General features: G+C 73.0%; 17 protein-coding genes. 12 read left to right on the forward strand and 5 right to left on the reverse strand.

What is annotated here, in order from left to right; all coding sequences use genetic code 11:
- Positions 1-34 precede the first annotated feature (34 nt).
- The gene (locus tag IE308_RS30990) at positions 35-1,498 is read left to right on the forward strand and encodes an RsmB/NOP family class I SAM-dependent RNA methyltransferase (protein ID WP_190220431.1); all 1,464 of its coding nucleotides are present in this window, start codon (positions 35-37) and stop codon (positions 1,496-1,498) included.
- Here IE308_RS30990 and IE308_RS30995 read toward each other — a convergent pair.
- The gene (locus IE308_RS30995) at positions 1,479-3,617 is read right to left on the reverse strand and encodes an MMPL family transporter (protein ID WP_190220432.1); all 2,139 of its coding nucleotides are present in this window, start codon (positions 3,615-3,617) and stop codon (positions 1,479-1,481) included. The genes IE308_RS30990 and IE308_RS30995 overlap by 20 nt on opposite strands.
- A 107-nt stretch (positions 3,618-3,724) precedes the next feature.
- On the opposite strand from IE308_RS30995, the gene rpe reads away from it, so the two are divergent.
- The 7 genes from rpe to IE308_RS31030 all read left to right on the forward strand — a co-directional run bounded on the left by rpe (position 3,725) and on the right by IE308_RS31030 (position 10,170).
- Entirely contained in the window at positions 3,725-4,411 is a 687-nt protein-coding gene (gene rpe, locus IE308_RS31000) for a ribulose-phosphate 3-epimerase (RefSeq protein ID WP_190220433.1), read from the forward strand.
- Positions 4,412-4,522: 111 nt separating this feature from the next.
- Positions 4,523-5,566, forward strand: a complete 1,044-nt coding sequence (locus IE308_RS31005; RefSeq protein ID WP_110626881.1) for a sugar-binding transcriptional regulator — start codon at positions 4,523-4,525, stop codon at positions 5,564-5,566.
- 40 nt (positions 5,567-5,606) lie between these two features.
- A complete protein-coding gene (locus IE308_RS31010; protein ID WP_190220434.1) occupies positions 5,607-5,987 on the forward strand; it encodes a guanyl-specific ribonuclease in 381 nt (126 codons plus the stop codon).
- A complete protein-coding gene (locus IE308_RS31015; protein ID WP_110626879.1) occupies positions 5,984-6,280 on the forward strand; it encodes a barstar family protein in 297 nt (98 codons plus the stop codon). The genes IE308_RS31010 and IE308_RS31015 overlap by 4 nt, the downstream gene beginning before the upstream one ends.
- 155 nt (positions 6,281-6,435) lie before the next feature.
- Positions 6,436-7,887 carry a GuaB1 family IMP dehydrogenase-related protein gene (locus tag IE308_RS31020; RefSeq protein ID WP_110626878.1) on the forward strand — a complete coding sequence of 484 codons (1,452 nt, stop codon included), beginning with the start codon at positions 6,436-6,438 and terminating at the stop codon, positions 7,885-7,887.
- A 338-nt stretch (positions 7,888-8,225) separates the two neighbouring features.
- Complete coding sequence (locus tag IE308_RS31025) at positions 8,226-9,692, forward strand: amino acid permease (protein ID WP_110626877.1); 1,467 nt, start codon at positions 8,226-8,228, stop codon at positions 9,690-9,692.
- Positions 9,693-9,717: 25 nt separating this feature from the next.
- Positions 9,718-10,170 carry an Lrp/AsnC family transcriptional regulator gene (locus IE308_RS31030; RefSeq protein WP_190220435.1) on the forward strand — a complete coding sequence of 151 codons (453 nt, stop codon included), beginning with the start codon at positions 9,718-9,720 and terminating at the stop codon, positions 10,168-10,170.
- A gap of 9 nt (positions 10,171-10,179) precedes the next feature.
- On the opposite strand, the gene IE308_RS31035 is transcribed toward IE308_RS31030, so the two are convergent.
- Entirely contained in the window at positions 10,180-10,668 is a 489-nt protein-coding gene (locus IE308_RS31035) for a hypothetical protein (RefSeq protein ID WP_190220436.1), read from the reverse strand.
- A gap of 237 nt (positions 10,669-10,905) precedes the next feature.
- Here IE308_RS31035 and IE308_RS31040 point away from each other — a divergent pair, with 237 nt between their 5' ends.
- From IE308_RS31040 to IE308_RS31050, 3 genes are all read left to right on the forward strand, one after another.
- Positions 10,906-12,099, forward strand: coding sequence for an MFS transporter (locus IE308_RS31040; protein WP_190220437.1), 1,194 nt, complete (start codon positions 10,906-10,908; stop codon positions 12,097-12,099).
- A 160-nt stretch (positions 12,100-12,259) separates the two neighbouring features.
- Entirely contained in the window at positions 12,260-13,048 is a 789-nt protein-coding gene (locus IE308_RS31045) for a carbon-nitrogen hydrolase family protein (protein WP_110626873.1), read from the forward strand.
- 53 nt (positions 13,049-13,101) lie between these two features.
- Positions 13,102-14,799, forward strand: a complete 1,698-nt coding sequence (locus IE308_RS31050; protein ID WP_190220438.1) for a flavin monoamine oxidase family protein — start codon at positions 13,102-13,104, stop codon at positions 14,797-14,799.
- Positions 14,800-14,826: 27 nt separating this feature from the next.
- On the opposite strand, the gene IE308_RS31055 is transcribed toward IE308_RS31050, so the two are convergent.
- Both IE308_RS31055 and IE308_RS31060 read right to left on the reverse strand, forming a co-directional pair.
- Positions 14,827-15,756 carry an LLM class F420-dependent oxidoreductase gene (locus IE308_RS31055; RefSeq protein ID WP_110626871.1) on the reverse strand — a complete coding sequence of 310 codons (930 nt, stop codon included), beginning with the start codon at positions 15,754-15,756 and terminating at the stop codon, positions 14,827-14,829.
- Positions 15,757-15,834: 78 nt separating this feature from the next.
- Positions 15,835-16,521: a DUF5995 family protein gene (locus IE308_RS31060; RefSeq protein WP_110626870.1), complete on the reverse strand. Its 687-nt coding sequence runs from the start codon at positions 16,519-16,521 to the stop codon at positions 15,835-15,837.
- A gap of 282 nt (positions 16,522-16,803) precedes the next feature.
- On the opposite strand from IE308_RS31060, the gene IE308_RS31065 reads away from it, so the two are divergent.
- Complete coding sequence (locus tag IE308_RS31065) at positions 16,804-17,943, forward strand: glycoside hydrolase family 6 protein (protein ID WP_190220504.1); 1,140 nt, start codon at positions 16,804-16,806, stop codon at positions 17,941-17,943.
- On the opposite strand, the gene IE308_RS31070 is transcribed toward IE308_RS31065, so the two are convergent.
- Positions 17,922-19,304 carry a uracil-xanthine permease family protein gene (locus tag IE308_RS31070; protein WP_190220439.1) on the reverse strand — a complete coding sequence of 461 codons (1,383 nt, stop codon included), beginning with the start codon at positions 19,302-19,304 and terminating at the stop codon, positions 17,922-17,924. The genes IE308_RS31065 and IE308_RS31070 overlap by 22 nt on opposite strands.
- Positions 19,305-19,397 lie beyond the last annotated feature (93 nt).

The following is a 19,397-nucleotide window of genomic DNA, read 5'->3' on the forward strand; positions in this document are numbered from 1 at the left end:
CAGATCCCCTCCTCACATCCGGAGCACCTTTTTCGTGAGCGACACCCCCGGCACCCCCCGCGGCGGCTCCCGCGGCACGTCCCCCGGCACCTCCCGCCGTCCCCGCAGGCCCGCCAAGCCCTACCGCAGGCCGCAGAAGGACCCCGTCCGCATCCTCGCCTTCGAGGCGCTGCGCGCCGTCGACGAGCGGGACGCGTACGCCAACCTCGTGCTGCCGCCGCTGCTGCGCAAGGCCAGGGAGAAGGGCGACTTCGACGGGCGGGACGCGGCGCTGGCGACCGAGCTGGTGTACGGGACGCTGCGCCGGCAGGGCACCTACGACGCCGTGCTCTCCGCGTGCGTGGACCGGCCGCTGCGCGAGGTGGACCCGCCGGTGCTCGACGTGCTCAGCCTCGGCGCGCACCAGCTGCTCGGCACCAGGATCCCCAGCCACGCCGCCGTCTCCGCCACCGTGGAGCTGGCCCGGGTCGTGCTCGGTGACGGGCGGGCCAAATTCGTCAACGCCGTGCTGCGCAAGGTCGCGCAGGACGACCTCGACGGCTGGATCGCCAGGGTCGCGCCGCCCTACGACGACGACCCCGAGGACCACCTCGCCGTCGTCCACTCCCACCCGCGCTGGGTCGTCTCCGCGCTGTGGGACTCCCTCGGCGGCGACCGCGAGGGCATCGAGCGGCTGCTCGCCGCCGACAACGACCGGCCCGAGGTGACGCTGGTCGCCCGGCCCGGCCGGGCCACGACCGAGGAACTGCTGGCCGAAGAGGCCGCGGTGGCGGGGCGCTGGTCGCCGTACGCCGTGCGGCTCACGGAGGGCGGTGAGCCGGGGGCCGTCCCGGCCGTGCGCGAGGGGCGCGCCGGCGTGCAGGACGAGGGCAGCCAGCTCGTGGCGCTCGCCCTGGCCGCGGCGCCCGTCGAAGGCCCGGACCGGCTCTGGCTCGACGGCTGCGCCGGACCCGGCGGCAAGGCCGCCCTGCTCGGGGCGCTCGCCGCCGAGCGCGGGGCCGCCCTGGTCGCCTCCGAGAAGCAGCCGCACCGCGCCGGGCTCGTGGCGAGGGCGCTCGCCGGAAACCCGGGGCCGTACCAGGTCGTCACCGCCGACGGGACGCGGCCGCCGTGGCGGCCCGGCACCTTCGACCGGGTGCTCGTCGACGTGCCCTGCACCGGACTCGGCGCGCTGCGCCGGCGGCCCGAGGCGCGCTGGCGGCGCCGGCCCGAGGACCTGGACGGCTTCGCGCCGCTCCAGCGGGGCCTGCTGCGCATGGCGCTGGAGTCCGTGCGGGTCGGCGGGGTCGTCGGCTACGCCACCTGCTCGCCCCACCTCGCCGAGACCCGGGCCGTCGTCTCCGACATGCTCAAGCAGGTCCCCGGCGCCGACCTGATCGACGCCCGCCCGCTGCTGCCCGGCGTACCGGACCTGGGCGATGGCCCCGACGTGCAGCTGTGGCCGCATCTGCACGGCACCGACGCGATGTACCTGGCGCTCATCCGGCGGACCGGCTGACTTCGGCCGGCCGCTCGGTGGCCGTACCGTCCTCGTGCGCGAGCCGGTGCGGCCACCACACCCTCGGTCCCACGTCCAGGAACAGGGACGTGACCAGCACCGACCGCACCACCAGCGTGTCCAGCAGCACGCCGAGGGCCACCGCGAAGCCGATCTCCGCGAAGGCCACCATCGGCAGCGTGCCGAGCGCGGCGAACGTGCCCGCGAGGACCAGACCGGCCGAGGTGATCACCGCGCCGGTCGCCGCCAGGCCCGTCACCACGCCCTCGCGGGTGCCCTGGCGGGCGGCCTCCTCGCGGATGCGGGTGGTGAGGAAGATGTTGTAGTCGATGCCCAGCGCGACGAGGAACACGAAGACGAACAGCGGGAAGTCGGTGCCCTCGCCCGCGTAGTCGAACACGTACCGGAACGCCAGCGCGCTGATGCCGAGGGCCGACGCGAACGACAGGATGACCGTGCCGATCAGCAGCAGCGGCGCGACCAGGGCCCGCAGCAGCACGCAGAGGATCAGCAGGACCACCGCCAGCACCAGCGGGATGATCAGCACGTTGTCGTGGGTGGTCGCCGCGTCCATGTCCCGTAGGGCCGCCGTGCCGCCGCCGACCTTGGCGTCCGCGTCCGGCACCGCGTGCACGGCGTCCCGCACCCGCTCCACCGTCGCCTTGGCCGCCTCGCTGTCCGCCGGATCGGTCAGGGTCGCCTCGAACAGCACCCGGCCCTCGTACGAGGGTTTCGCGCCCGGCGGCAGACCGAGCGAGGCCGGGACGACACCCCGGGTGCCGGCGACCGCGCGGCCCACCTCCCCGGCCTGCGCCTGGTTCGCGACGACGACGAGCGGATCGCCGCTGCCCGCCGGGAAGTACCGGGCGGACACCTCCTGTCCGACGATCGAGTCCGGCTTGCCGGTGAAGGCGTCCGCGTTGCCGATGCCCTCCGCGCGCAGCTGGATCAGCCCCAGCGAACACACCGCGAGCACCAGCGCCGTCACCGCCCACACCAGGCGCGGCCGGCGGGCGATCCGGCGGCCCGTGCGCGCCCACACGCCCCGCTCGGTCGGATCGGCGCTGCCGAAGTGCGGCACCACCGGCCAGAAGATCCACCGGCCCACGATCACCAGCAGCGCCGGGAACAGCGTGAGCATCGCCAGCAGCGCCACGCCCACGCCGATCGCCGCGACCGGGCCGAGGCCGCGCGTGGAGTTCATCTCGGCCGCCAGCAGCACCAGCATGCTGAGCACGACCGTCGCGCCCGAGGCGAGCACCGCCGGGCCCGCCCGGTGCAGCGCCAGCGCCATCGCCTCGTGCCGGTCCTCGTGCCGGCGCAGCTCCTCCCGGTAGCGGGCGACGAGCAGCAGCGCGTAGTCGGTGCCGGCGCCGAAGACGAGGACCGTGAGGATGCCCGCGCTCTGGCCGTTGACCGTCAGCCCCGCGTGCGTGGCGAGGAAGTAGATCAGCGCCTGCGCGGTGAACAGCGCGACGACCACCGACAGCAGCGGCACCACCAGCAGCGTCGGACTGCGGTAGGTGATCAGCAGCATGACGATCACGACGGCCATCGCCGACAGCAGCAGCGTCGAGTCGATGCCCTCGAAGGCCTCGGAGAAGTCCGCGGACGTGCCGCCGGGGCCGGTGATGTGCACGGCCAGCCCGTGCCCGCCGGTGCCGACGTCGTCCCGGATGGAGCCGACGGCCGGGGCGATCCGCTCCCAGCCCTTCTCGTCCATCGTGATCGGCACGTAGATCTGCGCGGCCCGCGGGGCGTCCTGCCGGTCGTAGACCGGGCCGCGGGTCTCCGCGCCCCGCACGCCGTGCTCGCGCAGCTGCTTCAGCTGCCCCACGTCCTGCTGGATCTGCGCCCGGTCCCGCGCGGTCAGGCCGCCGTCGCGGGCGTACACCACGACCGCGGGGATCTGCTCGGGCCGGAAGCCCTCGGAGAGCTGCAGCACCTGCGTGGACTCGGCGGAGCCCGGCAGCCAGGACTGCGCGTCGTTGTCCTGGGCGTCGGTCAGCTTCTGCGCGAAGGGCGCGGTCAGGAAGAGCACCACCAGCCACAGCGCCAGCACGAGCCATTTGGCGCGCCGCCCGCAGACCAGATGCGCGATACCCCGGTTCCCGGTCATGGCCACCCCCGATACCGGTCGCAGCATGGCACGCGGGCGCCCCGGCCGTAAGCCTCGGGCCCGGGACCGATGCGGCCCGGCCCCGTGGGGCATGGCAGAGTTGGGCTATGGCCGCGCAGATCAACCCCAGCATCCTGTCCGCCGACTTCGCCCGCCTCGCGGACGAGGCCAAGGCGGTCGAGGGAGCCGACTGGCTCCACGTCGACGTCATGGACAACCATTTCGTCCCGAACCTCACGCTCGGCGTGCCGGTCGTAGAGTCTCTGGCCCGTGCGACGGACACCCCGCTGGACTGCCATCTGATGATCGAGGCCCCCGACCGCTGGGCCCCCCAGTACGTCGAAGCGGGTGCCGGTTCCGTCACCTTCCATGTCGAGGCGGCCACCGCTCCGGTCCGGCTGGCCCGCGAGATCCGGGCCAAGGGCGCCCGCGCCTCCATGGCGCTGCGGCCCGCGACGCCCATCGAGCCGTACGAGGACCTGCTCCCCGAGCTCGACATGCTGCTGATCATGACGGTCGAACCGGGCTTCGGGGGACAGGCCTTCCTCGACATCATGCTTCCGAAGATTCGCCGCACCCGCGAGTTGATCAGCAAGCACGGCCTCGAACTGTGGCTCCAGGTCGACGGCGGCGTCTCGGCCTCGACGATCGAGCGGTGCGCCGACGCGGGAGCCGACGTCTTCGTCGCGGGATCGGCCGTCTACGGCGCCGACGACCCGGCCGAGGCGGTCCGCGCGCTGCGCGCGCAGGCCGAGGCGGCGACCGCCAGGGCATCCTGGGCATGCGCCCACTGAACCGCCCGATCCGTGTAGGCGGGCGACCACCGAGCGTCAGGAATGTGAACGGCGGCCATCAGGGCTGATCAACCGCGCCGGATCTGCAAGGATGAACGGCGAATCCAGAGTGTGAACAGCAGTGAGGAGATCGCCGTGTCGGGTATGTCGGCGGGCCGGTCAGCCATGCGGATGGGACCCGCTGAGCTGGTGCAGGCGGCGGCCATGGCCCGCCGCTTCTACCTCGAGGGCAAATCCAAGATCCAGATCGCCGAGGAGTTCGGCGTCAGCCGCTTCAAGGTGGCCCGGGTCCTGGAGACGGCCCTCGAACGCGACCTCGTACGGATCGAGATCCGTGTCCCCGCCGAGCTGGACGCCGAGCGCTCCGACGCGCTGCGCGCCCGCTACGGCCTCAGGCACGCCGTCGTGGTCGAGTCCCCGCCCGAGTCCGAGGAGACCCCCGACCCCGAGAACCTCGGCGAAGTCGCCGCCGACCTGCTCGGGGAACTGGTCAACGAGGGCGACGTCCTGGGCCTGGCCTGGGGCCGCTCCACGATCCACATGGCGGCCGCGCTCGACCGGCTGCCGCCGTGCACGGTCGTGCAGCTGACGGGCGTGTACGACGCCGGGACCGCCGAACGCGGCTCCGTCGAGGCCGTGCGCCGCGCCGCCCAGGTGTCCGGAGGCGACGCCCACCCCATCTACGCGCCGATGCTGCTGCCGGACGCGGCCACCGCGGCGGCGCTGCGCAACCAGACCGGGATCGCCCGGGCCTTCGAGTACTTCGACAAGGTCACGGTCGCCTGCGTCTCCATCGGCTCCTGGGAGCCGGGCATCTCCACCGTGCACGACATGCTCAGCGAGGAGGAGCGCGCGCACTACGCCTCCCTCGGTGTCGCCGCCGAGATGTCCGCGCACCTCTTCGACGCCGAGGGCCGCCGGGTCGGCCGGGACCTGGGCGAGCGGTGCATCACCGTCAAGGCCGACCAGCTGCGCCGTATCCCCGAGGTCGTGGCGATCGCGGGCGGGCAGCGCAAGGCGTCCGCCATCGACGCGGTGCTGCGCTCCGGGCTCGTCACCAGCCTGGTGACGGACACCTCCGCGGCGGACTACCTGATGACCGCGGGCCCGGCCCCGCGGCCGGCCCTCAACCGGGCGGACCCGGACGGCCACTGACAGCGGGTCACCGGGGGAGGACCGTGGCAGCATCGGCGGCATGCTGCTGCGGTTCGTCCCCCGGATGCTCGTCTGTCTGCTCGTCCTGCTCGTCGGGTGCTCCGCCCAGGGGTCACCGGCCGGCTCCCCCTCCCGCTCCGGCGGCATGGCCACCGTCAAGGAGGCCGACCTGCCCGCCGAGGCGCGCGCGACGCTCGCCCTGATCGACCGGGGCGGGCCCTTCCCGTACGAGAAGGACGGCGCGGTCTTCGGCAACTTCGAGCGCCGGCTGCCGCCGCACCCGCGCGGCTACTACCACGAGTACACCGTCCCCACGCCGGGCTCCCACGACCGCGGGGCCCGGCGCATCGTCACCGGGCAGGGCGGGGAGATCTACTACACCGACGATCACTACGACTCGTTCCGGGTGGTGCTGAGATGACGCGAGCCGTGCTGACGCTGGACCTCGACGGGGTCACCGACAAGGCGGGCCTGATGGACCGGTGCGCGCGCGACCTGGACCTGCCGGACTGGTTCGGCCGCAACTGGGACGCGCTGGCCGACGTCCTCTCCGACCCGGCGCGTTGGCCGGGGACCGCCGAGGGGCAGGGGCCGCCGCTGGTCGTCGTACGGAACTGGCGGCCGTACGCCGAGGCGCGGCCGGACGAGTGGGAGACCGCCCAGGAGGTGTTCGCGCAGGCCTCCCCGCTCACCGTGGCGCTCGCCCTGGGCTGACCACGGCACAGCGCCCTGTCGGATCCTCCAAGAGGTCACCGACGGTTCCTGGACGTTACGACCAGGCGTCGCATTCGCCCTGACATGGGACAATGAAGTACGTGCTCTTTCCCCCTGGCACACCTGTCCGGGGGTCACCTCTGAACGACTGGGATGTGCAGCACGTGCGTTTCCTCAACGACATCCGGCCCGCTTACGACCTGACGTACGACGACGTCTTCATGGTGCCGAGCCGCAGCGCGGTCGGCTCGCGTCAGGCCGTGGACCTCAGCTCCCCGGACGGCACGGGCACCACGATCCCGCTGGTCGTCGCCAACATGACCGCCATCGCGGGCCGCCGTATGGCGGAGACGGTGGCCCGGCGCGGGGGCCTCGTCGTCATCCCGCAGGACATCCCGATCGATGTCGTCACCGACGTCGTCACCTGGGTCAAGAGCCGCCACCTGGTGCTCGACACCCCGATCGAGCTGGCCCCGCACCAGACCGTCGCCGACGCGCTCGCCCTGCTGCCCAAGCGGGCGCACAACGCCGGTGTCGTCGTCGACGAGGAGCGGCGTCCCGTCGGTGTCGTCACCGACCAGGACCTGACCGGCGTCGACCGCTTCACGCAGCTCGAGGTCGTCATGTCCAAGGACCTGCTGCTGCTCGACGCGGACATCGACCCGCGCGAGGCGTTCAACACCCTCGACGCGCACAACCGGCGCTACGCCCCGGCCGTCGACAAGGACGGCAAGCTCGCCGGCATCCTCACCCGCAAGGGCGCCCTGCGCGCCACCCTGTACACGCCGGCCGTCGACGCGCGGGGCCGCCTGCGCATCGCCGCCGCCGTCGGCATCAACGGCGACGTCGCGGGCAAGGCCAAGCAGCTGCTCGACGCGGGCGTGGACACGCTCGTCATCGACACCGCGCACGGCCACCAGGAGTCGATGATCAGCGCGATCAGGACGGTCCGGGCGCTCGACCCGCAGGTCCCGATCGTGGCCGGCAACATCGTCTCCGCCGAGGGCGTCAAGGACCTGATCGACGCGGGCGCCGACATCATCAAGGTCGGCGTCGGCCCGGGCGCGATGTGCACCACCCGCATGATGACCGGCGTCGGCCGGCCGCAGTTCTCCGCGGTGCTGGAGTGCGCCGCCGAGGCGAGGAAGTACGGCAAGCACGTGTGGGCCGACGGCGGTGTCCGCCACCCCCGCGACGTCGCCATGGCGCTCGCCGCCGGCGCGTCCAACGTGATGATCGGCTCCTGGTTCGCCGGCACCTACGAGTCGCCGGGCGACCTCCAGCACGACGCGAGCGGCCGGGCCTACAAGGAGTCCTTCGGCATGGCCTCCGCGCGGGCCGTGCGCAACCGCACCTCCGAGGAGTCGGCCTACGACCGCGCCCGCAAGGCGCTGTTCGAGGAGGGCATCTCCACCTCCCGCATGTTCCTCGACCCGGCCCGCCCGGGCGTGGAGGACCTGATCGACTCGATCATCGCGGGCGTCCGCTCCTCCTGCACCTACGCCGGCGCCTCCACCCTGGAGGAGTTCGCCGACAAGGCCATCGTCGGCATCCAGAGCGCCGCCGGTTACGCCGAGGGCAAGCCGCTGCACGCCAGCTGGAACTGACCCCCGCACAGCCCGGCACGAAGGCCCCCGTCACCCCGCTCAGGCGGGTCGGCGGGGGCCTTCCCCGTGCCCGCTGACAGCGTTGTCGCGCGTCCGTGACGGGAGCGGCGAAAGATGCGTATGCAACGCTCGAAACCCGCCGTGCAACGAATGGCCGTCTGACCGCGAGCAACGCAACGATCTTGCGGAAGCGCGCAAGGTTGCTGCATTACAGCGGCAATGCCCTGGCCCATAAAGTGTCGCGCTGTACGTGGCGGGGACCCCGCTCGGTGGCCCCCGCGAGACGCGGCGCCGCCGGTCCCCGCCGCCCTCTCCCGGCAGCGATAAAGGAGCCGCGCGTGCTCGACCAAGGCGCACCCCCGCAGGACCCCACCCGGCCCGCCCCGACGTCCCTCCTGGGCGGCCTCATGCGCCGCAAGCCCGTGGAGCGTCTGGTCGCCGAGGGCGGCCACGGCGAGGGCGGCACCCTCCGCCGCTCCCTCGGGCTGTGGCAGCTGACCATGATCAGCATCGGTGCCACCCTCGGCACCGGCATCTTCGTCGTCCTCGGCGACGCCGTCCCCGAGGCCGGGCCCGCCGTCACCCTGGCCTTCGTCATCGCCGGCCTGACCGCCCTGTTCTCGGCCCTGTCCTACGCCGAGCTGGCGGGCAGCATCCCGGTCGCCGGATCCTCGTACTCGTACGCCTACGCCACCATGGGCGAGCTGGTCGCCTGGGTGTGCGGCTGGTGCCTGGTGCTGGAGTACGGCGTGTCCGTCGCGGCCGTCGCCGTCGGCTGGGGCGAGTACCTCAACGAACTCCTCGACGGCACCATCGGCGTCACCATCCCCGCCGCGCTGTCCTCGGCGCCCGGCGAGGGCGGCATCGTCAACCTGCCCGCGCTGATCGTCGTCCTGCTGGCGATGGTGTTCCTGCTCGGCGGCGCCCGCGAGTCGGCCCGCGCCAACACCATCATGGTCGCGGTGAAGATGTGCGCGCTGGTGCTGTTCTGCGCGGTCGGCTTCACCGGCTTCAAGTCGGGCAACTACGCCGACTTCATGCCGATGGGCATGGCCGGAGTGAGCGCGGCCGGCGCCACGCTGTTCTTCTCGTACATCGGCTTCGACGCCGCCTCCACCGCCGGTGAGGAGGCCAAGGACCCGAAGAAGGACCTGCCCCGCGCGATCATGCTCTCGCTGATCATCGTCACCGCGCTGTACGTGCTGGTCGCGGGCGTCGCCGTCGGCGCCTGGAACTGGACGAAGTTCGACGGCTCCGAGGCCTCCCTCGCCGCGATCATGAACGACGTCAGCGGCCAGACCTTCTGGGGCACCCTGCTCGCCCTCGGCGCGGTCATCTCCATCGCCAGCGTCGTCCTCACCGTCCTCTACGGCCAGACCCGCATCCTCTTCGCGATGTCCCGCGACGGACTGGTCCCCAAGGCGCTCGGCCGGATCCACCCGAAGACCGGCGCCCCCCGCCTGAACACGGTCGTCGTCTCCCTCTTCTGCGGCGCCCTCGCCGCCCTGATCCCGCTCGGCAAGCTCGTCGACGCCACCAGCATCGGCACGCTGTTCGCCTTCGCGCTGGTCAACATCGCGGTCATCGTGCTGCGGGTGAAGCGGCCGGAGCTGGAGCGCACCTTCCGGGTGCCGTTCGGGCCGGTGCTGCCGGTGCTCGGCTTCGGCTTCTGCGCGTACAACATGTTCAGCCTGGACACCGTCACCTGGGTGGTCTTCGGGTGCTGGATGGCCGCCGGTCTCGTGTTCTACTTCAGTTACGGCTACCGGCGTTCCCGACTCGCGGTGGCCGACCGGACGTCCTGACCAGAAACGAAGTGAACCACCCCCCGTGCTGAACGATCTCGACGAACGCATCGTGCACGCCCTCGCCGAGGACGCCCGCCGCTCCTACGCGGACATCGGGCAGCTCATCGGCCTCTCCGCCCCCGCCGTCAAGCGGCGTGTGGACCGGCTGCGGGCCACCGGAGCCATCACCGGCTTCACCGTCCGGGTCGACCCGGCGGCGCTCGGCTGGGAGACCGAGGGGTTCGTCGAGATCTACTGCCGGCGCAACACCTCGCCGGAGACCATCCAGCGGGGACTTGAGCGCTACCAGGAGGTCGTGGCCGCGTCGACCGTCACGGGCGACGCGGACGCGATCGCGCAGGTGTTCGCGGCGGACATGCGGCACTTCGAGCGGGTGCTGGAGCGGATCGCGGGGGAGCCGTTCGTGGAGCGGACCAAGTCGGTGCTGGTGCTGTCGCCGCTGCTGCGGAGGTTCTCCTCCGGGTCGCCGACCTGATGCGGTCGATCAGGTGCGGCGCCGTCGTGGCCGGTCGCGCGGTGCCCCGCGTCTCTCAAGGGACGTCAGCATGCGCCGCACGGCCACTTTGTGGCCGCCGGTGCCGATGACCAGCGCCCGGTAGACCGCACCCGCCGGGCCCGGGAACCTCGCCCATGTCTCCGCCCGTACCCGGGTGCGGCCCTCGCCCGCCTCCTCCAGGCGGAAGACCAGCGCGTACGTCGAGAACCGGTGCCGGCCCAGCAGGGCCAGCTCGCGGCCCGGGTCCGCCGCCGTCACCCGGAAGCCGCCCACGGTCGCGCCCCGCACGAGCGGGCGAGGACCGGAAGGGGCCGCGTCGGCGCAGCCCAGGAGGCGGGCGACGGCCGTCGAACGGCCGCCCGAGAAGGAGCGGTCGAGCGCCGCTCCCAGGGTCTGCCAGACCGTGCCGGCGTCCGCCGCCACCTCCGCGGTGTGGGCGTCGACGAACGGCAGGGCGAGTCTCTCGGCGGTGTCCATGACGGCAGTCTCGCGCCCCGGCACCCCGGCCGGCCTCCTCCGCGGGGCCGATCCCGCCCGCCGCCCGGCGGAGCCGTGTCTCGTCCCGCCGGTGGATATCCGCTGGGCCCGCACGCCCCGCGCGCCTACCATCGATGCCATGACCTGGCGACATTGATCCACCAGCCGCGCCACCCGAGGCCCGCCCCGGACGCCGTACCCGCGACGACGTCCGCACCGCCACCTCGGGAAGGCCTCATGACACTCTCACCCGCACGCGTGCCCGCCGCCGTCGGCGAGCGACGGCTCACGGCCACGCTGTACGGCTACATGTTCCTGGACGACTTCGTCCTGCTGTACCCGGTGTACGCGCTGCTCTTCGCCGACACCGGCCTGTCGCTCTGGCAGATCTCTTCCCTGTTCGCCCTGTGGTCGGTCACCGGCGTGGTGCTGGAGGTGCCTTCCGGCGCCTGGGCCGACGCCGTCTCCCGCCGGCTGCTGCTGTGGCTCGGCCCCCTGCTGACCGCCGCCGGCTTCGCCCTGTGGGTGCTGGTCCCGTCGTACGGGGCCTTCGCGCTCGGCTTCGTCCTGTGGGGCGCGCGCGGCGCGCTCGGCTCCGGTGCCCTGGAGGCGCTGGTCTACGACGAACTGGACCGGCTCGGCGCGGCCGGACGGTACGCCCGCGTCATGGGCCGCGCCCGCGCGGCCGGTCTCGTCGGCGTGATGGCGGCGATGGCCGCCGCCGGGCCGGTGTTCGCCTGGGGCGGCTACCCGGCCGTCGGCGCGGCGAGCGTCCTGGCCTGCCTGCTGACGGCGGCCACCGCGACCCGCTTCCCCGAGCACCGGCGGCCGGCCGGGGAAGCCGACGACGGCTGGGCCGCCGCCCTGCGGTCCGGGCTGGCCGCCGCCCGCGGCGACCGCACCCTGCGCGCGGCCGTCCTGCTCGTCCCGGCCGTCGGCGCGGTCTGGGGCGCGCTCGACGAGTACACGCCCCTGCTGGTCCGGGAGACCGGGGTGTCCGACGCCCTCGTGCCGTATCTGCTGCTGCTGATCTGGACCGGCGCCACGGCCGGCGGCCTGCTCGCCGGTCCGGCCGAACGCCTCGGCACCCGCGGCCTCGCCGCGCTGCTTGCCGGCGGCGCGCTCGCCCTCGCCGCGGGCGCCCTGTCCGGGCAGCCGGCCGGGCTGGTCCTGGTGGCCGTCGCGTTCGGCGGCTTCCAGCTCGCCACCGTCCTGGCCGACGCACGGCTCCAGCACCGCATCGAGGACACCGGCCGGGCCACCCTGACCTCGGTCGCCGGACTCGGCACCGAGCTGGCCACCGTCGCCGTCTACGGCGCGTACGCCGTGCTCGGCGGCGTGGCCTCCCACGGCACCGTCTTCGCGGTCCTCGCCGTGCCGTACCTGGTCACCGCCCTGCTGCTGGCCGCCCGGGCGGGGACACGCCGGTGAGGCCGCGCAACGAATCGCCGCGGAAGCCCCGAGGGACGCAACGAACCGGTCACCGGCGCGCAACGGCTTCTCCTTGTCCGGCCGAGCCCGCCGACCGTACCGTCTAGGAGATCCCCTAGGGGGTGTCTCCCTACCCCTCCGTCACCGGTGAGGAACCCGCATGCGCACCGCCCTGCTCCAGAGCTCCGGCCGCCCCGGCTCGACCGCCGAGAACCTCAAGGTCCTCGACGACGCCGCGGGCCGCGCCGCCGCCGCGGGCGCCGGGCTGCTGGTCGCGCCGGAGATGTTCCTCACCGGGTACGCGATCGGCGACGACATCGCGCGCCTCGCCGAGCCCGCCGACGGGGACGCGGCCGACGCCGTCGCCGAGATCGCCGGGCGGCACGGCCTCGCCGTCGCCTACGGCTACCCCGAGCGCGACGGCGAGACCGTCTACAACTCCGCCCAGCTGATCTCCGCCGACGGCACCCGCCTCGCCAACTACCGCAAGACGCACCTCTTCGGCTGCTTCGAGCGGGACCACTTCACGCCGGGTGAGCAGCCCGTCGTCCAGGCCGAGCTGGACGGCCTCACCGTCGGCATCATGATCTGCTACGACGTGGAGTTCCCGGAGAACGTCCGCGCCCACGCCCTGGCCGGCACCGACCTCCTCCTGGTGCCGACCGCGCAGATGCACCCGTTCCACTTCGTCGCCGAGTCCCTGGTGCCGGTGCGCGCCTGGGAGAACCAGATGTACGTCGCGTACGTCAACCGGGTCGGCCCGGAGGGCGAGTTCGAGTTCGTCGGGCTCTCCACCCTGGCCGGCCCCGACGGCACCGCCCGCGCCCGCGCAGGCCGCACCGAGCAGCTGGTGTTCGCCGACGCCGACCCGGCGTTCCTGGCCGCCTCCCGGGAGGCGAACCCCTATCTGGAGGACCGCCGGCCCGGCCTCTACGGCTCCCTCGTCTGAGCCGCCGGAATAACCTCCCCCAGTTTTCGTTTCGCGCAAGGAGTCCGTACCCCATGACGTCCACGGTGCCCAACGCCGTCGAGCACACCGACGAGCAGCAGCCGCCGATCACCATGTTCGGCCCGGACTTCCCCTACGCCTACGACGACTTCCTCGCCCACCCGGCGGGCCTCGGCCAGATACCCGCGACCGAGCACGGCACCGAGGTCGCGATCATCGGCGGCGGCCTGTCCGGCATCGTCGCCGCGTACGAGCTGATGAAGATGGGCCTCAAGCCCGTCGTCTACGAGGCCGACCAGATCGGCGGCCGGCTGCGCACCGTCGGCTTCGACGGCTGCGACGAGTCCCTCAACTGCGAGCTGGGCGCGATGCGCTTCCCGCCCTCCTCCACCGCCCTCCAGCACTACATCGACCTGGTCGGTCTGGAGACCAGGCCCTTCCCGAACCCGCTCGCCGAGGCCACCCCGTCGACCGTCGTCGACCTCAAGGGCGAGTCGCACTACGCCGAGACCATCGACGACCTGCCCCAGGTGTACCGGGACGTCGCCGAGGCCTGGAACAAGTGCCTGGAGGAGGGCGCCGACTTCTCCGACATGAACCGCGCCATGCGCGAGCGGGACGTCCCGCGCATCCGCGAGATCTGGGCCAAGCTCGTCGAGAAGCTCGACAACCAGACCTTCTACGGCTTCCTCTGCGACTCCGAGGCCTTCAAGTCCTTCCGGCACCGCGAGATCTTCGGCCAGGTCGGCTTCGGCACCGGCGGCTGGGACACCGACTTCCCCAACTCCATCCTGGAGATCCTGCGCGTCGTCTACACCGAGGCCGACGACCACCACCGCGGCATCGTCGGCGGCTCCCAGCAGCTTCCGTTGCGCCTGTGGGAGCGCGAGCCGGAGAAGATCGTGCACTGGCCGTACGGCACGTCGCTCGCCTCGCTGCACGAGGGCGGCAAGCCGCTGCCGGCCGTGACCCGGCTGCACCGCACCGCCGGCAACCGCATCACCGTGACCGACGCCAACGGCGACATCCGCACCTACCGGGCGGCCATCTTCACGGCCCAGTCCTGGATGCTGCTGTCGAAGATCCAGTGCGACGACTCGCTCTTCCCGATCGACCACTGGACCGCCATCGAGCGCACCCACTACATGGAGTCCTCCAAGCTCTTCGTCCCGGTCGACCGGCCGTTCTGGCTGGACAAGGACGAGGAGACCGGCCGGGACGTCATGTCGATGACGCTCACCGACCGCATGACCCGCGGCACCTACCTGCTCGACAACGGCCCCGACCAGCCTGCCGTCATCTGCCTGTCGTACACCTGGTGCGACGACAGCCTGAAGTGGCTGCCGCTGTCCGCGAACGAGCGGATGGAGGTCATGCTGAAGTCGCTGTCGGAGATCTATCCGAAGGTCGACATCCGCAAGCACATCATCGGCAACCCGGTGACGGTCTCCTGGGAGAACGAGCCCTACTTCATGGGCGCGTTCAAGGCCAACCTGCCCGGCCACTACCGCTACCAGCGGCGCCTGTTCACGCACTTCATGCAGGACCGGCTGCCCGAGGACAAGCGGGGCATATTCCTCGCCGGCGACGACATCTCCTGGACGGCCGGCTGGGCCGAGGGCGCCGTGCAGACCGCGCTCAACGCCGTCTGGGGGGTCATGCACCACCTGGGCGGGGAGACCGACGCGGCCAACCCCGGCCCCGGTGACGTCTACGACGAGATCGCGCCGGTCGAGCTGCCCGAGGACTGACGGTCCCGGGGGCGCGCGCCGCGCGGGCTACAGTCCGGCGGCGCGCGCCTTCTCGTACACCTCCGCGGCGACGTCCTTCAGCTCCTGGGCGTCGCGCGGAGTCGTCTGCAGGTCGATCAGGACCTCGTCCATGCCGACCTCGGCGTGCGCGGCGAGGTCCTCGACGATCTGCTCCACGCTGCCCTGGAAGGGCTGCCGGTCGTCGCCGTCGTACGGCTTCGCCGAGTACAGGGCGTTCACCCGCGGCACCCGAAGGATCGGCTGGGAGCGGCCGCGCTCGGCGGCGATGTCCTGCAGCCGCTGCCAGCCGTCGGCGTAGGCCGCCGCGCCCATCGCGACCGGGATCCAGCCGTCGCCGTGGTCCACGAGCCGGGCCAGCGCCTTCGGGCCGGACGCCGCCACCAGGACCGGGATCGGGTGGGCCGGCTTCGGGCCGACCACCGCCGCGTCGACCGTCGCGAGCCGGCCCTCGTAGGAGACCGGGTCGGGGCCCCACACGGCCCGGCACACGTCGATCGTCTCGTGCAGCGTCCGGCTGCGTTCCCCGTACGGCGTCGCGGACGCGGCCGCGAACTCGTCGGTGGACCAGCCCGAGCCCAGCCCCGCGATCACCCGGCCGCCGCTCGCCGCGTCCAGCGTGGCCAGCGCCTTGGCGAGCTGGAAGGCCCCGTGCAGCGGCGCGACGACGATGCCCGTGCCGAGCCGGACCCGCTCGGTGACCGCGGCGGCCAGCGTCAGCGTGACCAGGGGGTGGGCCAGCCCCTTGTACGAGTCCGGCCAGGGCAGGCCGGGAATGCCGTACAGGCCCTGCGTCGGGTTCTCCGGGACCAGGGCCCGCTCGTACACCCAGACGCTGTCGTAGCCGATCCGCTCCGCTGTGCGCGCCACGTCCGTGACGTCGCGGGCGAGGTCGTACTGCCGGTGCTGGGGAAGACCGAGTCCGAGACGAACGGCCATGGCACTGCTCCTTCGCGCGTCGGTGTGCCCCATCGGCCAACGTACAGCGGGCCGGGGCGGGCGCCAGTCGGGGCGGGATCAGTCGGGCAGCGGGGTGAGCAGCATGCGGCCCGCGAACCCCACGGCCGCGTCCAGCCGGTCGGTGAACTCCACGGCCACATCGGGCAGTTCACGCAGCGCCCAGAGCGCGCGGGCCGCCGCCCAGGTGGCGTCCCGGGCCCGCTCCAGACTCCAGGAGGCCAGCAGATGGGTGAGCGGGTCGGCGATCTGGAGCAGGTCGGGACCCGGCATCAGATCCTCGCGGATGCGCTCCTCCAGCGACACGAGGAGGTCGCCCACCCGGTCGAACTCGTCCTCCAGCTCGGCGGGAGCGCAGCCGAGGGTACGGCAGGCGTCCACCACGGCGAGCGCCAGGTCGTGGCCGATGTGCGCGTTGATACCGGCGAGGGCGAACTGCAGCGGCCGTACCCCGGGATGGCGGCGGAACTGCAGCAGCGGCCGCCAGCAGGCGGGCGGACGGCGGTCCTCCCCGGGGGGTTCCACCGCCGTCAGGTACCGCTCCGCGAACCGTACGTCCAGCGTGATCGCCGCCCGCGCGTCGGCGAAGGAGCCGGTGTCGATCCGCCGGTCCACGGCCTGGGTGACCGCGAGATAGACGCGGTTGAACACCGCGACCCCGTCCCGGGCCGGAAGCGCCGCGTCCAGGGCCCGCATCCGGGAGACCACCGCGTCGACGGGAGTGGTGAAGTGTTCCAACTGCGCCATGGCGGAAGGGTCCCAGCCCTAGGCTTGCCGTGGTGGCGGCGGGCCGTGCGCTTCCCCGGAACGGGGTAACGCACACGTCGCACGGAAGAGTGAACCACCGGGGGGTGGCCGTCCCGCGGACCCGATCGCCGCGGCGGCGGGGGCAGGACGACCGGGCAGGGCCGGCAGGCGGTGCCCGGCGGACAGGAACGACGAGGGGGAGAAGCGACCGTGCCAGGCTCACGTGCCCAGCGGCTGGCCGCGCGCCGGGCGCGGCGCAGGCAGGGCGCCCGCCGCGGCGCCATGGTGACGGCGGCGTCCGTGGTGGTCGCGGTCGGCGCCGCGACCGGGATGATCACCGCGCTCGACGACCGGCAGGGCACGGACGAGGCCCGGCCGGCGGTCAGCGAGTCGCCGTCCACGGACCCGCTGCCCTTCGTGCCGCCCTCGCCGTCCCCGTCCCCGTCCCCGTCGCCCTCGCCGAGCCGGGGCGCCCTCTCGCCCTCGCCGACACGGACGGCGACGCCCACGCCATCGCGGAGCGGGCAGAAGACCGAGCAGCGCCGGGCCGCCGCGCCCGGCCGGCTCTACCGCCACCCCGCCTCCCAGGTCCTCGACTGGGTGCGCGCCCACCCGGGCGACCCTCGGACACCGGTCATCGCGTCACGCATCGCGGACCAGCCGGCGGCGGTCTGGTTCGCCGACTTCCAGCCGGAGACCGTCGCCTCCCGGGTCCGCGCGGTCACCTCGGGCGCCGCCGCGCAGGGCCGGGTGCCGGTGCTGGTGGCGTACGCGATCCCGGACCGCGACTGCGGCGGCGCCTCCCAGGGCGGCGCGCCCGACCTCGGCGCCTACGACGGCTGGATCGACGCGTTCGCCGCCGGGCTGGGCTCCGGTGAGGTCGTCGTCGTCCTGGAACCCGACTCGATCGCCCAGTCCGAGTGCCTGTCCGCCGGCGACCGCGCCGCCCGCTTCGCCTCACTGGCCCGTGCCGGCCGTGTGATGAAGGCGGCGAACCCGCGGGCCCGGGTCTACTACGACGCCGGTCACTCCGGCTGGCACCCGGCGGCGAAGCAGGCGGCGCTGCTGCGGCAGGCCGGTGCCGCTTCGGCCGCCTCCTCCGACGGCATCTTCAGCAACGTCTCCAACTTCCACCGCACGGCCGACGAGATCGCCTACGACCGTGCCGTCCTCGACGCGCTCGGCGGTCCCGCCTCACTGGGCGCCGTGATCGACACCAGCCGCAACGGCGCCGGCGCGCCGCCCGACGGCGAGTGGTGCGACCCGGCCGGCCGCAAGCTGGGCCGCACCCCGACGCTGGCCACCGGGGAGGCGCGCATCGACGCCTACCTGTGGGTGAAGCTGCCGGGGGAGTCGGACGGCTGCTCGGGGGAGCCGGGCGAGTTCACGGCGTCGTACGCCTACGACTTGGCGTCGTCGTAGCGGGAGGTGCCCTCGTCCAGCAGCGGCTCCTGCGTCTTGAGGTGCGCGGGCGCGAAGGCGCGCAGTGCGTGGTAGCCGGTGATGACGACGATCGTGCCGAGCGCGATGCCGCTGAGCGAGAACGTGTCGGTGAACTTCATGGTCACGTTGCCGACGCCGATGATGATGCCCGCGGCGGCGGGGACGAGGTTCAGCGGGTTGCGCAGGTCCACCCGGGCGTTGGTCCAGATCTGGGCGCCGAGCAGGCCGATCATGCCGTAGAGGATGACGGTGATGCCGCCGAGCACGCCACCCGGGATCGCGGCGACGACCGCGCCGAACTTCGGGCACAGGCCGAACAGCAGGGCGAAGCCGGCGGCGGCCCAGTAGGCGGCGGTGGAGTAGACGCGGGTCGCGGCCATCACGCCGATGTTCTCGGAGTAGGTGGTGGTGGGCGGGCCGCCGACCGCGGTGGAGAGCATCGAGCCGATGCCGTCGGCGGAGATCGCGGTGCCCAGCTTGTCGTCGAGCGGGTCGCCGGTCATCTCGCCGACCGCCTTGACGTGCCCGGCGTTCTCGGCGACCAGGGCGATGACGACGGGCAGCGCGACGAGGATCGCCGACCACTGGAAGGACGGCCCGTGCAGGTGCGGCAGGCCGATCCAGTCGGCCTTCGACACGGCGGAGAGGTCGAGCCGCCAGTGGTCGGTGAGCTTGCCGCTCGCGTCCACCGAGTGGATCTTGCCGAAGATCCGGTCGAACGCCCAGGAGATGCCGTAGCCGAAGACCAGCCCGAGGAAGATGGCGATCCGGGACCAGAAGCCGCGCAGGCAGACCACGGCCAGGCCGGTGAAGAGCATCACCAGCAGGGCGGTCCACTGGTCCTGCGGCCAGTACGTCGAGGCGGTGACCGGGGCCAGGTTGAAGCCGATCAGCATCACCACCGCGCCGGTGACGATCGGCGGCATCGCGGCGTGGATGATCCGCGCCCCGAACCGCTGCACCGCGAGCCCGACGAGGAACAGCACCGCACCGACCACGAGGACCGCGCCGGTGACGGTGGCGCTGGTGCCGCCCTGGGCGCGGATCACCGCGGCCACGCCGACGAAGGACAGCGAGCAGCCCAGGTAGCTGGGGATCCGGCCGCGGGTGGCGAGCAGGAAGACGATCGTCGCCACGCCGGACATCATGATCGCGAGGTTGGGGTCCAGCCCCATGAGCACCGGGGCGACGAAGGACGCGCCGAACATCGCGACCACGTGCTGGGCGCCCAGTCCGATCGTGCGCGGCCAGGTCAGCCGTTCGTCGGGGCGGACGACCGCGCCGGGGGCCGGGGTGCGTCCGTCGCCGCCGTGCAGTTTCCAGCGGACGCCGAGATCCATGTGCTGTTTCGCTTTCGTCGTGCGGGCGGGGGGCCGCCGACCATTGTCCCCGCTCAGAAGCATGGTGAGCGCCCGCTTAGGATGGTAGGTGGT

The sequence above is a fragment of the Streptomyces griseosporeus genome (genome assembly GCF_014656055.1).
Taxonomy (GTDB): Bacteria; Actinomycetota; Actinomycetes; order Streptomycetales; family Streptomycetaceae; genus Streptomyces; species Streptomyces griseosporeus.

Excerpts from the sequence above, each read along its gene's own strand:
- IE308_RS30995 (WP_190220432.1), bottom strand. The coding sequence starts at position 3,617 with ATGACCGGGAACCGGGGTATCGCGCATCTGGTCTGCGGGCGGCGCGCC.
- IE308_RS31040 (WP_190220437.1), top strand. The coding sequence starts at position 10,906 with ATGACACTCTCACCCGCACGCGTGCCCGCCGCCGTCGGCGAGCGACGG.
- IE308_RS31010 (WP_190220434.1), top strand. The coding sequence starts at position 5,607 with ATGCTGCTGCGGTTCGTCCCCCGGATGCTCGTCTGTCTGCTCGTCCTG.
- IE308_RS31035 (WP_190220436.1), bottom strand. The coding sequence starts at position 10,668 with ATGGACACCGCCGAGAGACTCGCCCTGCCGTTCGTCGACGCCCACACC.
- IE308_RS31070 (WP_190220439.1), bottom strand. The coding sequence starts at position 19,304 with ATGGATCTCGGCGTCCGCTGGAAACTGCACGGCGGCGACGGACGCACC.
- rpe (WP_190220433.1), top strand. The coding sequence starts at position 3,725 with ATGGCCGCGCAGATCAACCCCAGCATCCTGTCCGCCGACTTCGCCCGC.
- IE308_RS31055 (WP_110626871.1), bottom strand. The coding sequence starts at position 15,756 with ATGGCCGTTCGTCTCGGACTCGGTCTTCCCCAGCACCGGCAGTACGAC.
- IE308_RS31015 (WP_110626879.1), top strand. The coding sequence starts at position 5,984 with ATGACGCGAGCCGTGCTGACGCTGGACCTCGACGGGGTCACCGACAAG.
- IE308_RS31050 (WP_190220438.1), top strand. The coding sequence starts at position 13,102 with ATGACGTCCACGGTGCCCAACGCCGTCGAGCACACCGACGAGCAGCAG.
- IE308_RS31065 (WP_190220504.1), top strand. The coding sequence starts at position 16,804 with ATGGTGACGGCGGCGTCCGTGGTGGTCGCGGTCGGCGCCGCGACCGGG.
- IE308_RS31045 (WP_110626873.1), top strand. The coding sequence starts at position 12,260 with ATGCGCACCGCCCTGCTCCAGAGCTCCGGCCGCCCCGGCTCGACCGCC.
- IE308_RS31060 (WP_110626870.1), bottom strand. The coding sequence starts at position 16,521 with ATGGCGCAGTTGGAACACTTCACCACTCCCGTCGACGCGGTGGTCTCC.